Below are 12,161 nucleotides of genomic sequence, written 5' to 3'. Positions count from 1 at the left end.
GGGCTCACTCCTCCGTCTTGGGCAGGCCGGGCGGGTTGGTCTCGGCGCGGTCCACGGCCTCGACCTCGAGGCCCCAGCGCTCCAGCACCTGCTGGTAGGAGCCGTCCTCGATGGCGTGGTTGAGGGCGGCGGTGACCGCGTCGGCGGCGTCCGCGCCCTTCTTGGTGGCCACCGCGATCTGCGCGGTGTCGGGCCAGCCGCCGTTCAGGGTGCCGACCACCTTGAAGTCCTCCGGGGAGACGGCGGCCTGGTAGGCGAGCGACGCGTTGGGGCCCACGTAGGCCTCGACGCGGCCGGACTGGAGGGCAAGCAGCACGTCGGAAAGCTGCTCGTAGTACTCGGGGCCCTGGATGGGCTCCAGGCCGTCGGCCTGGTTGAGGCGGTCCCACTCGAGCAGGATCTTCTCCTGGTTGGTCCCGGAGCCGACGCCGACGATCTTGCCGGCGATGTCCTCGCGGGAGTCGATGACCAGGTCGGAGTCGGCGGCGGTGAGCCAGCCGAGCTCGTCGACGCGGTAGCTCGAGAAGTCGATGGTCTCCTTGCGCTCCTCGGTGACGGTGACGTTGGAGATGACGGCGTCGACGTCGCCGGACTGGAGGGCGAGCGGCCAGTCGGCCCAGGCCTTGACCTCCAGGTTCAGGTCCTTGCCGAGGGCGTCGGCGACGAGCTGGGCGATGTCGGTCTCGTGGCCGATCGGCGTCTTGTCGTCGTCGGCGAGGAAGACGAGCGGCGGGGCGCCGCTGCCGCTGACGGCGACGGTGATCTCGTCCTTGTCGGCCCACTCGTCGGGCAGCAGGGCCACGGCGTCGGCGGACTCGGTGCTGCGGACGCGGTCCTGGTCGGGGCTGGTGCTGACCTGAAGACCGGCGGACTCGGGTGCGTTCCCGGCGAGGCCCGCGGACTCCTCTGTCTCGGGGCGCTCGGTGCTGGCCGCCGAGCAGGCGGCGGTCAGGGCGAGCAGCGGCACGGCGGTCAGCGCGAGCAGGCGGCGGGTGGCGCGTCGGGAGACGGTCACGGTGGTTCCCTTCGGGGCGGGGGTCGGAGCGAGGGTCGGGGCGGGGTTCAGGCAGCGGTCGAGGGTCACAGGACCTTCTCCAGGAAGGCCCTGGTGCGGTCGTTGGCGGGGTGGTCGAGCACGTCGGCGGGCGGCCCCTGCTCGACCACGACGCCCTCGTCCATGAAGACGACGGTGTCCGCGATCTCGCGGGCGAACCCGACCTCGTGGGTGACGACGACGAGCGTGGTGCCGGTGCCGGCCAGCTCCTTGATGACGCCGAGCACCTCGCCCACGAGCTCGGGGTCCAGGGCAGACGTCGGCTCGTCGAACAGGACGACGGCGGGCCGCAGGGCGAGCGCACGGGCGATGGCGACGCGCTGCTGCTGGCCGCCGGAGAGCTGCCGGGGGCGGTCCCCGGCCCGGTCGGCCAGCCCGACCCGGGCGAGCAGCTCGCGCGCCTCCGCCTCGGCCTCGGCGCGGGGCCGGCCCTGGGCGAAGATCGGCGCCTCGACGACGTTCTCCAGCACGGTGAGGTGCGGGAAGAGGTTGAAGTTCTGGAAGACGAACCCGATGCGGGTGCGCCGCCGCAGGATCTCCCGCTCGGTGAGCTCGCGCAGGGTGCTGCCGCGCCGGGCGTACCCGATGAGCTCACCGTCCAGGGACACGAACCCGCGGTCCACCTTCTCCAGGTGGTTGATCGCACGCAGCAGCGTCGACTTGCCCGACCCGGACGGGCCGATGATGGCGGCGACCTCGCCCGGCCGGACCGTCAGGTCCACGCCGCGCAGCGCCTCCAGCAGGCCGTACGACTTGTGCACGCCCCGGATCTCCAGCAGCCCCCCGGTCATGCGGCACCTCCCTTCGGTCCGGTGGGTGTGGTGCGCGGCGCGACCCACCGGCCGACCCGGACGCGCGCGGCCAGGGCGGGCGGGACGCCGTCGGGCACGGGGGCGCCGGTGAGGCGCGAGAAGCCGACCTGGAGCTCCCAGCGCACGCGCTGGACCGGCGTGGGCGGCAGGGTGCGCAGCGCGCCCTTGGCGTAGTGCCGCTCGACGTAGTACTGGACCACCGTGATGAGCGTGGTCAGCGCGAGGTACCAGATCGCGGCGACGATCAGGAGCGGCACCACCCGGCCGTTGCGGCCGTAGATGACGCTCACGATGTAGAACAGCTCGCCGTACGCCAGCACGTACACGATCGAGGTGCCCTTGAGCAGGCCGATCACCTCGTTCACGGCCGTCGGCACGATGGACCGCATGGCCTGCGGCAGGATGATGCGCCGCACCTGGCGGTGCCGCGGCAGGCCCAGGGAGGCGGCGGCCTCGTGCTGCCCCTGGTCGACGCCGAGGATGCCGGCGCGGACGATCTCCGCGCTGTACGCCGCCTGCGACAGGCCGAGGCCCAGGATCGCGGCCCAGAACTTGTCGATCAGGTCGAGCGTGTCGAAGAACAGGAACTCCGGTCCGAACGGGATGCCCAGGCTCAGCACCGGGTACAGGTACGCGAGGTTGTACCAGAGCAGGAGCTGCAGCAGCAGCGGCACCGACCGGAACACCCACGTGTACGCCCACGACACGGCCTGCAGCAGCGGCGAGCGGGACAGCCGCATCAGGGCCAGCACCGTGCCGAGCGCGAAGCCCACGACCGACGCCGTCACCGTGAGCCGTACCGTGGCCCACGCACCCTCCAGGATCGAGGGCCACGTGAGGTAGCGGGCCACGACGTCCCACTCCCAGCGGTCGTTCGTGACCAGGGACGAGACCACCATGGCCAGCAGCACGCCGACCACGGCCGTGGCGACCCAGCGACCCGGGTGCCGGGCCCCCACCACGCGCAGGTCCTCGTCCGGGGTGCCCGCCGCCGCCGGGCCGCCCGCACCCGGTGGGAGCCCCGGCGGCGGGTACAGGAGGCGCGACTCACCCTCGGCCAGCTCCGCGCTCATGCCGTGAGCCACTTCTCGAACGGGAGCGGACCGAACGGCACGTCGCCCGCCAGGTCCGGCGCGGCGACCGGCTCGCCCGCCGCGGCCGCCGTGAGCGGCCGGTACCCGGCGGACCGGTACAGGGCGGCGGCCTCCGGCTGGCGCGGACCCGTGGTCAGGTACAACCGTGGGTAGCCCAGGTCGCGGGCCCGTGCCTCCAGCTCGCCCAGCACCCGCCGCGCCAGCCCGCGCCGCCGGTGCGCCGCGTGCGTCCAGATCCGCTTGAGCTCCGCCGTCGGGACCACGGGGACGCCGCCCGCGTCGCGGGTACCCGGCCGCTCCAGGCGCGCGTCCTCCCCCAGCTCGGGCTCCAGCCGACGCCGGAACGCGCCGCCCGCCACCGGCTCGCCGTCCTCCAGCAGGAGCACCAGCGACCCGACCGGCGGGGCGAACTCGGCGGCGGCGTAGTGCGCCATCTCCGCCCGGTGCTGCTCCTCGGTCAGGAGATCGTGGTAGCGGGCGCGGTACTCGGCCGAGAGCCCGGCCAGCAGCGGTTCGACCAGCGGGTCCGACAGGTGCACGTCACGCACCTCCGCCACCGGGCCGCGGCCGGGCGGCCGGGGCGCGGTGGTCGCCGTCGGGGGCAGGGTGGTCATCGGGGTGCCTTCTCGCCCGCCGGCACGGCGAACGGCAGGTGGTTGCCCGCCGCAGGGGCGGGGCACGTGCCGAAGCCGGTGAACGCGAACGGCAGAGCGGTCGCCCGGTTCAGGTCGAGGCGCAGCGTGTCCGACGCCGCCGGCTCCTCGCCGGGCACCCCGGCCCGGAGGACCCGCCACGGCGCCACACCGTCCGTCTCGTCGGTGAACAGCAGCCGGGGCTGCGCGAGGGTTCCGGTCAGCAGCAGCAGGTGGTCGTGCGCGATCTCCACCTCGCCGACGGCCTCGACGTGGTGCACGAGGCGGGGCTGTGCCGCGCCGACCGTCAGGCTCACGGCCCGGTCGAACCACCGCACCGGCACGTCCAGCACCCAGGCCGGGTCGTACGCGAACGCGGGCACGCCCGAGAACCCGGTACGGGTGGGGGCCTGGGGATCGCGCAGGCGCAGGCCGTACCGGCCCGTGCGGCGCACCACCTCGACGGCCACCTCCTGCTCACCGTCCGCGCCGGACCGGCCCTCGGGCAGATAGGTGCCGAGCACCAGGGAACGTCCCTCGGCCACGGCGACCGACGTCGGGGCGCCGTAGCGCACCAGGTCGCCCACCAGCGCGCTCGAGTCACCGGCCGTGGGCCGGGTGAACAGCCTGCCGTCCGCGACCCACCATTCGCCCGGCAGGCCGGGCAGGGGGCGCGGCGTCGACGTCGGCCACAGCAGGGCGACCGGGCTCAACCACCCGTGGGGCTCGCGCAGCTTCCGCTCGCGAGCGGCGCGCCACGCGGCGTGCTCGCGCTCGGCCGCCGACAGGTCCGGCGGGGCGGCGGGGCCGGTGAGGTCGGTGGCGATCGTCGTGCTCCGGGGATCGGTCATGTCAGTCCTTCCGCTGGGGGTGCCGGCCGCGGCCGGCACCGGGGATCGCCGCGATCAGGTCGGCGGTGTACGGGTGGGCGGGGTGATCGAGGACGCGACCGACGGGCCCGTGCTCCACCAGCCGCCCGGCGCTCAGCACGCCGACGTGGTCGGCGACCTGCCGCACCACGGCCAGGTCGTGCGAGATGAACAGGTAGGTCAGGCCACGCTCCGCGCGGAGGCGGGCCAGCAGCTCCAGAACCCGCGCCTGCACGGAGACGTCGAGCGCCGACGTCGGCTCGTCGAGCACGAGCAGCTCCGGGTCGAGCGCCAGCGCGCGGGCGATCGCCACCCGCTGCCGCTGCCCGCCCGACAGCTCGGCGGGCCGGCGTCCGGCCAGGTCGGGCGACAGGTGCACCTGCTCCAGGAGGTGCGCGACACGGTCCCGGCGCTCGGCCCGGTCGCCCACCCGGTGCGCCCGCAGCGGTTCGTCGACCACGGCGGACACCGTGAACCGCGGGTCGAGCGACGAGTACGGGTCCTGGTGCACCAGCTGCGTGCGCCGCCGGGTGGCGCGGCCGGTGCCCACCGGGACTCCGTCGAGCTCGACCGCGCCCGCGTCGGGCCGCTCCAGGCCGAGCACGAGCCGTGCCGTGGTCGACTTGCCCGACCCTGACTCCCCCACCAGCGCGAACGCGGAGCCGCGGGGCACGACGAACGACACGTCGTCGACGGCGCGCAGGCGTTCCCGCCGGCCGAGGCGGAACTCCTTGACCAGCCCACGGACCTCCAGGAGCACGGGCGACGGGTCGTCGGGGCGGACTGCGTCACCTGGGGCGACGGGGTGACCGTCCGGCACGTGGCCCGGGTTCGGCGCGGACGCGCTTGGCACAGTATTTCTGGGCGCCGGGTTCCAGCCGGGCACGGCGGCCACCAGCTCGCGGGTGTACGGGTGCTCCGGTGCGCCCAGCACGCGCGCGGCCGGTCCCTCCTCCACCACGCGCCCCTCCTTGAGCACCACCACCCGGTCCGCGCGGTCGGCGGCCACGGCCAGGTCGTGGGTGATGAGCAGCACCGCGGTACCGGTGCGGGACGTGAGGTCGGCGAGCAGGTCGAGCACGCGACGCTGGACGGTCACGTCAAGCGCCGACGTCGGCTCGTCGGCGATCACGAGCTGCGGCTCGCACGCCGTCGCGATACCCACCAGGACGCGCTGCCGCATGCCGCCGGAGAGCTGGTGCGGGTACTGCCGTGCCCGCGCGGCCGGGCGGTCGAGCCCGACCTCGCGCAGGATCTCGACCGCTCGCCGGCGCGCCGCCCGGCGCGGGGTCCCGTGCACCACGACGGCCTCCGCGACCTGCTCGCCCACCCGCACCACCGGGTCCAGCGCGGCACCCGGGTCCTGCGGCACGAGGCCCACGCGCACGCCCCGCACGCGCCGCCACGCGTCCGGCAGCAGGTCGGTGAGCGTCACCCCGGCGGTCGCGCGCGGGCCCGGCCCGGCCTGCGGCGCGGCGAGGTGCACCTGACCGGCCGTGACGCGGCCGCCGTCGGGCAGCAGGCCGATCAGGGCGTGCGCCGTGGTCGACTTGCCGCTGCCCGACTCGCCCACCAGGGCGACCACCTCACCCGCACGCACGTCGAGGTCCACGCCGTGCACGACCTCACCCTCGCCGTAGGCGACCCGCAGCCCGCGCACGCGCAGCAGGCTGCCCGACGGCGCGGCGGCGGGCCGGGCCTCCGTCAGCCGGTCGTCCGTGGACAGCCCGCCGGCCGTGGAGGCGCTCATCGTCGATGTCATCGGTCCGTCCTTCCGTCGCGGGCGAGCACCCGGCCGAGCACGCCCACGGCGAGCACGAACAGGGCGATGACCAGGCCGGGCAGCGTCGAGTACCACCAGGCGACGGCCAGGTAGTCGCGCCCCTCGGCCACGAGCGAGCCCCACTCGGGCGTGGGCGGCGTGGCCCCGTACCCGAGGAAGCTCAGGGCCGACACCGCCAGGAGCACCGCACCCAGCTCGACCGCCGCGAGCGCCAGCACGGGCCCGGCGGAGTTGGGCAGCACGTGCCGCAGCACGACGGCGGCGCGGCTCGCGCCGGCCAGCCGCGCCGCCTCGACGTAGGTGGCGTGCCGCACGCGGAGCACCTGGCTGCGCATGACGCGCGCGAACGTCGCCACGGACGCGACGCCCACGGCCACCGCGACCTTGACGGTGCCGAAGCCGAGCGCGGTCACCACGGCGAGCGACAGCAGCAGCCCGGGGATCGCCAGCAGCACGTCCGTGGCGCGCATGAGCGCCTCGTCGACGGGACCGCCCGCGAAGCCGGCGACCAGCCCGGCGGCGGACCCGGCCACGAGCGCGACGCCGATGGCGAGGAGCGCGGCGCGCACGGACAGGCTCGTGCCGTGCACGGTCCGCGCGAACAGGTCACGGCCGAGGTGGTCCGTGCCGAACCAGTGGCCGGCACCGGGAGCGAGCAGCTTGTCGGCGGGGACCCCGGTGACCGGGTCGTGGCCGGTGAACAGGCCGGGGGCGACCGCCCAGAGCAGCACCAGGACGACCACGGCGAGCGCACCCAGGGTGACGGGGCGGGCGAGGGCCCGGGGCAGGGCACGGGTCTGTGCGGGGCTCATCACGCACCTCCGGGTCCGGGGCCCGCGGGCCGGGCGCCGGTCAGCACCCGCGGGTCCAGCAGCGGGTGGACGAGGTCCACCAGGAGGCTCGTGCCCACGAACACCGCGGCGGCGACGACCACGAGCCCCTGGACGACGGGGATGTCCTGCGTGGTCACCGCGTTCTCGACCAGCCGGCCGAAGCCCTGGCGCGAGAACACCGTCTCGACCACCACGGTGCCGCCGAGCAGGTTGCCGACCAGCACGCCCAGCACCGTCACGGTGGGCAGGGAGCCGTTGCGCGCCACGTGCGCACCGAGCACCCGGCCTCGTCCGGCCCCCTTGGCGAACACGGTCTCCACGTAGGGTGCGCGCCACGCCTCGCGCAGCCCTTGCGACAGCACCTGGGCGACGACGGCGGAGAGCCCGACGGCGAGCGTGACTGCCGGCAGCACCAGCGAGGCGAATCCTTCGTTGCCGACCGCCGGGAACAGGAACCAGGTGAACGAGAACAGGTGGAGCAGCACGAGGCCGACCCAGAACCCCGGCACGGCGACCCCGAGCGGCGGCAGCGCCAGCAGCAGGTCGCGCAGCCAGGTGGCCCGGGTCCACGACGCGAGCGTCGCGATCCCGACGCCGCCCGCCAGGCCGAGCACGAGTGCCAGGCCCGCGAGCTTCGCCGTCTCCGGGAACGCGTCGGCGATGAGGCCGGCCACGGGGGCGCCGCTGCTGATCGACGTGCCGAGGTCGCCGGTCAGGGTGCGGCCGAGCAGCGTGAGGTACTGCTGGACCGGCCCCTGGTCGAACCCGTGGCGTGCGCGCAGCTCGGCCACCCTGACGGGGTCCACGCGCTCTCCCCCGGCGCCCTGGTCGAGCATGATCGCCACCGGGTCGCTGGGCAGCAGGTACAGGATCAGGTAGGAGACCGTGAAGGCGGCCCAGAGCACCGCGGCTGCGCCGCCGAGCCGCCGCAGGACGTGGACGAGCATCACTCCTGCTCGATCCACGCGTCGTGGAACAGCAGCCGGGACGAGGCGTCGAAGGTGACGCCGTGCACGTCTCCGCGCACCCCGATCGACTGGGCCAGCTCGAACAGCGGCACTGCGAGACCCTCGTCGAGGATCGCCCGCTGGGCGTCCGCGACCAGGTCGTCGCGGGCGCCGGGGTCGGCCTCCCCGAGCTGTTCGTCCAGCAGCGGGTCGACGACGTCGTCCGGCTCGCGCAGGCTCAGGTTCCGCTGGGCGGTGGAGAACTGGGTGCGCAGGATGTCGGCGTCGGCCCGGGTGACGTTGTAGTAGTAGAGGTCGTAGTCGCCGGAGTCCTGGGCGGTGGTCTGCTCGGCGGCCGTGAGCTGGCGCAACGTGAGGTCCACGCCGACGGCGCGGAGCTGCTGGGCGACGAGCTCCAGCACCGGCCCGCTGCCGGTGAACACGGGGGTGTACGTCACCTCGATCTGCAGGGGCGTGCCGTCCTTGACGCGGATGCCGTCCTCGCCGGGCACCCAGCCTGCGTCGTCCAGGATCCGCCCGGCCTCCTCGGGGTCGAAGGCGAGCTGGTCCGACAGGTCGGCGTACCCGGGCGTCGTGGACGCGAGGATGCCGGTGGCCGGCTCGAACGCGTCGGACAGCACGGTGTCGACCAGCTCCTGCCGGTCGATGGCGGGCAGGAGCGCGCGGCGCACCTCGACGTCGTCGAGCGGCGGGCGGGTGAGGTTGGGCTGCAGCACGAACGGCACGCCCGGGTTGGCGCGGGTCAGCACGGCGCCGCCCGAGCCCTCGACCTGCGGCACGTCCTGCGGCAGCACGTCGCCGACGGCGTCGAACTGGTCGGACGCGAGTCCCCCGGCCCGCACCCCGGACTCCGGCACCACGGAGAACTCGATGCGGTCCAGGTACGCCTCGCCCGCGTGCGCGGCCGGCTCAGGGGCCCAGTCGTAGCCGTCGCGCCTGGTCAGCACCGCGCCCTTGTCCTGCGTGTAGCTCTCCAGCACGAAGGGCCCGGAGCCGACGACGTCGCCCTGGAGGCGCTCGGCCGGGTCCGCCCGCGCGGTCTCCTCGGCCAGGATCGCGAGCGACACCGTCGACGTGGCCTGCAGGAACTGCGCGTTGGGTGCGTCGAAGACGACGGTGGCGGTGCGGTCGTCGGGCGCCTCGGTCCGCTCGTAGCCCGCCAGGTAGCTCGCCGCGAGCGGTGCGGTGGCCCCGAGGTCGCCCGCGATCGCATCGAAGCTCGCCCGGACGTCCGCGGAGTCCAGCGCGCTGCCGTCCGAGAACGTCACGCCGTCGCGCAGGTGGAACGTGAAGTGCGTCAGGTCGTCGCTGACGTCCCAGCTCTCGGCCAGCCACGGCTCGATCTCACCCGTGGCGGGGTCCTGGTCGGTCAGCGAGTCGGCGAGCTGGCGCGCCACGTAGATGCTCACGTTGGAACCCACCTGCTGCGGGTCCACACCCTGCGGTGCGGCGCCGAGCGCGAACCGGAGCGTGCCGCCCGGCGTCGGGTCCGCGGGTGTCGTGCCGCCGGCTCCGGCCTCGCCCGGTCCGGCGCAGCCGGTCAGGACGAGACCGGTGACCAGGGCCGTCGTCACGACCGGTGCGACACGACGGCGTCCGGTGGACCCTTGCGGTGCCTGGCGCGGCGCGCCGTGACTGCCAGGGGATCCGGCGACGGCGCGGTCGGCGCCGGCCTGTGACGTCGCGGCGGGCTGCCGGACGGCGGACGTCGGGGCGGGCCGGCGAGCGGCGGGCCGCCGGCTCAGGTGGTGAGAGTGGTGCGGGGCCATGTGGGTGTCCTCTCGGGGCACGGCGAGGCGGACCTGCGCGAGGGTGCACGAAGGTCCGTCACCGGGGTGACGCGGGGGGCGAGGTGCGGTGGAGCGGGTGGTGGGGCGCGGGCCCGGGCGAGGCAGGAGCAGCAGCGCAGGGCCGGAGGTCGGGCGGGTGCGGTCAGCGACCGGCTGGACACCACCGCGGGACGCGACACAGGGAGCGGGCGTGCGTGGTCCGCACCGTGCCGTTCATCGCTCGTGCCATGCCGGTCTCCCTCCGGTCCGGAAATCCGATCAGACTGATCGGGTTTCGGTGCGCGGGAAGTTACGGCCGCCCTCCGGGCATGTCAACGGTGTCCAGGAGCGGTCTCGCATCGCGGACATCGCGGTGGCGAACGGCGTCGTGCGCTGGTCAGACGTCGCCGTAGACGCCCTCGAACACGTCCCGGTAGGCGGCGGCCAGGCGCAGGCCGTCGTGCCGGGCCGTGTCGTCACCGCGGCGCACCTGCCGCATGATGACGCGGGCACCCATGGACGCGGCGGCGGCCTCCAGGGCCGCCACGTCCTCGACGGCGGACGGGTCGGCCAGCACCGCGTCGATCCGCAGGCCGGGCGCGTGCTTGTGCAGCGCCTCCAGGTGGTCCACGGCGGTCAGGCCCTCGGTCTCACCGTTCTCCGCGGACAGGTTGAGCGTCACGCAGCGGCGCGCCTTCGTGGCGTGCAGGGCGTCGGCGAGCGCCGGGACCAGCAGGTGCACCAGCACCGACGAGTACCAGGAGCCCGGCCCCAGGACCACCCAGTCGGCGTCGAGCACGGCCTGCACGGCCTCCGGGGAGGCGGGCGGGTCGGCGGGCAGGAGCCGGAGCTGCTCGATGCGCCCCTCGGTCACGGCGACCCGGCTCTGCCCGACGACCGTCTCCAGCGGACGCTCCGGCTCCCCGGGCTCGGCGGCGTGCCGGACGTCCGCCTCGACCACGAGCGGCACCGACGCCATCGGCAGCACCCGCCCCCGCGCACCCAGCAGGCGGCCGACCCAGTCGAGGCCCTCCACCGGGTCGCCGAGCAGCTCCCACAGCGCCACGATCAGCAGGTTGCCCATCGCGTGGTTGTCCAGCTCGCCCGACGACGAGAAGCGGTGCTGCAGCATCGCGCTCCAGGTGCGACCCCACTCGGAGTCGTCGCACAGCGCTGCGAGCGCCATCCGCAGGTCGCCCGGGGGCAGCACGTCCAGCTCGTCGCGCAGCCGGCCGGACGACCCGCCGTCGTCGGCCACCGTCACGACGGCCGTGAGGCGGTCCGACATGAGCCGCAGCGCGGACAGGCTGGCGGACAGGCCGTGCCCGCCGCCGAGGGCGACCACCGACGGGTTCTTGCTCCACTCCGGGGCGGGCACGTCGGGCGCTCCCGGCGCGTGCGGGATCATTCGCGGCCCAGGTCGCGTGCCGAGACGGAGACGAGCTGCCCGCGGGCACGCAGCCGCTCGGCGATGGCCTCGGAGATGGCGACGGACCGGTGCTTCCCGCCCGTGCACCCGACGGCGATGGTCACGTAGCGCTTCTCCTCGTTGAGATAGCCGGCGAGCACCGGCGCCAGGGCGTCGACGTACCGGTCGATGAACTCGACGGCCCCCGGCCGGGCGAGCACGTAGTCGCGTACTGGCTGGTCACGCCCGGTCAGGTGGCGCAGCTCGGTGATCCAGTAGGGGTTGGCCAGGAACCGTACGTCCACCACGTGGTCCGCGTCCAGGGGGATGCCGTACTTGAACCCGAACGAGATGACGTTGATGCGCAGCTGCTCGACCGCGTCGTGGGCGAGCCAGGCGCGGATCTCCCGCGCGAGGTCGTGCACGGACAGGTCGGAGGTGTCGATACGCAGGTCGGCGCGCTCGGCCAGGGTCGCCACGACGGACCGCTCCTCGGCGATGCCGTCCAGGATGCGGCCGTCACCCTGGAGCGGGTGCGGGCGGCGCACCTGCTCGAACCGGCGCACGAGCACCTCGTCGCTCGCGTCGAGGAAGAGTATCCGGTACGCGACGCCGGCCTCCGTCATGTGCACGAGCACCTTGTCCAGCTCGGAGAAGAACTCCCGTCCACGCACGTCCACGACGACGGCCACCCGCTCGATGCTGGACCCCTTGGCCATGAGGTCGACCAGGGGCACGAGCATCATGGGCGGCAGGTTGTCGACCACGTACCAGTCGAGGTCCTCCAGCACGGCCGCGGCCCGGGACCGGCCCGCGCCGGACATCCCGGTGATCACGAGCACCTGCGGGTCGCTGCGCTCGGGGCTGTGCGTGGCGGCCTCGACGGCGGCGATCCCCTCGGGTGCCGTGGTGGGCGACGGCTCGGTGTTGCTCATGGCT

Annotated in this window: 11 protein-coding genes; all 11 read right to left on the bottom strand. The window is 74.6% G+C overall.

Going from position 1 to position 12,161, the window contains the following annotated elements:
* Positions 1 to 4: 4 nt before the first annotated feature.
* The 11 genes from ACO229_RS05965 to rapZ all read right to left on the bottom strand — a co-directional run bounded on the left by ACO229_RS05965 (position 5) and on the right by rapZ (position 12,157).
* Entirely contained in the window at positions 5 to 1,015 is a 1,011-nt protein-coding gene (locus tag ACO229_RS05965) for an ABC transporter substrate-binding protein (protein ID WP_423464119.1), read from the bottom strand.
* Positions 1,016 to 1,080: 65 nt separating this feature from the next.
* Positions 1,081 to 1,845, bottom strand: coding sequence for an amino acid ABC transporter ATP-binding protein (locus ACO229_RS05960; protein WP_397415912.1), 765 nt, complete (start codon positions 1,843 to 1,845; stop codon positions 1,081 to 1,083).
* A complete protein-coding gene (locus tag ACO229_RS05955) occupies positions 1,842 to 2,939 on the bottom strand; it encodes an amino acid ABC transporter permease (protein WP_423464118.1) in 1,098 nt (365 codons plus the stop codon). Before ACO229_RS05955 ends, ACO229_RS05960 begins: the two co-directional genes overlap by 4 nt.
* Positions 2,936 to 3,574 carry a GNAT family N-acetyltransferase gene (locus ACO229_RS05950; protein ID WP_423464117.1) on the bottom strand — a complete coding sequence of 213 codons (639 nt, stop codon included), beginning with the start codon at positions 3,572 to 3,574 and terminating at the stop codon, positions 2,936 to 2,938. The genes ACO229_RS05955 and ACO229_RS05950 overlap by 4 nt, the downstream gene beginning before the upstream one ends.
* Complete coding sequence (locus ACO229_RS05945) at positions 3,571 to 4,443, bottom strand: DUF1684 domain-containing protein (protein ID WP_423464116.1); 873 nt, start codon at positions 4,441 to 4,443, stop codon at positions 3,571 to 3,573. Before ACO229_RS05945 ends, ACO229_RS05950 begins: the two co-directional genes overlap by 4 nt.
* A 1-nt stretch (position 4,444) precedes the next feature.
* Positions 4,445 to 6,223 (bottom strand): dipeptide ABC transporter ATP-binding protein, encoded by a 1,779-nt coding sequence (locus tag ACO229_RS05940; protein WP_423464115.1) that lies wholly within the window; start codon positions 6,221 to 6,223, stop codon positions 4,445 to 4,447.
* Positions 6,220 to 7,056: an ABC transporter permease gene (locus ACO229_RS05935; protein ID WP_423464114.1), complete on the bottom strand. Its 837-nt coding sequence runs from the start codon at positions 7,054 to 7,056 to the stop codon at positions 6,220 to 6,222. The genes ACO229_RS05940 and ACO229_RS05935 overlap by 4 nt, the downstream gene beginning before the upstream one ends.
* Positions 7,056 to 8,024 (bottom strand): ABC transporter permease, encoded by a 969-nt coding sequence (locus ACO229_RS05930; RefSeq protein ID WP_423464113.1) that lies wholly within the window; start codon positions 8,022 to 8,024, stop codon positions 7,056 to 7,058. Before ACO229_RS05930 ends, ACO229_RS05935 begins: the two co-directional genes overlap by 1 nt.
* Complete coding sequence (locus tag ACO229_RS05925) at positions 8,024 to 9,814, bottom strand: ABC transporter substrate-binding protein (protein ID WP_423464112.1); 1,791 nt, start codon at positions 9,812 to 9,814, stop codon at positions 8,024 to 8,026. Before ACO229_RS05925 ends, ACO229_RS05930 begins: the two co-directional genes overlap by 1 nt.
* Before the next feature lie 397 nt (positions 9,815 to 10,211).
* Positions 10,212 to 11,222, bottom strand: a complete 1,011-nt coding sequence (locus ACO229_RS05920) for a gluconeogenesis factor YvcK family protein (protein ID WP_397415930.1) — start codon at positions 11,220 to 11,222, stop codon at positions 10,212 to 10,214.
* A complete protein-coding gene (gene rapZ, locus ACO229_RS05915) occupies positions 11,219 to 12,157 on the bottom strand; it encodes an RNase adapter RapZ (protein WP_397433899.1) in 939 nt (312 codons plus the stop codon). Before rapZ ends, ACO229_RS05920 begins: the two co-directional genes overlap by 4 nt.
* Between the last annotated feature and the right edge of the window lie 4 nt (positions 12,158 to 12,161).

This window comes from Promicromonospora sp. MS192 (assembly GCF_049532985.1).
Lineage (GTDB): Bacteria > Actinomycetota > Actinomycetes > Actinomycetales > Cellulomonadaceae > Promicromonospora.
The sequence above is the reverse complement of the archived record's forward strand: the minus strand, read 5'-3'. Positions and strand labels throughout refer to the sequence as shown.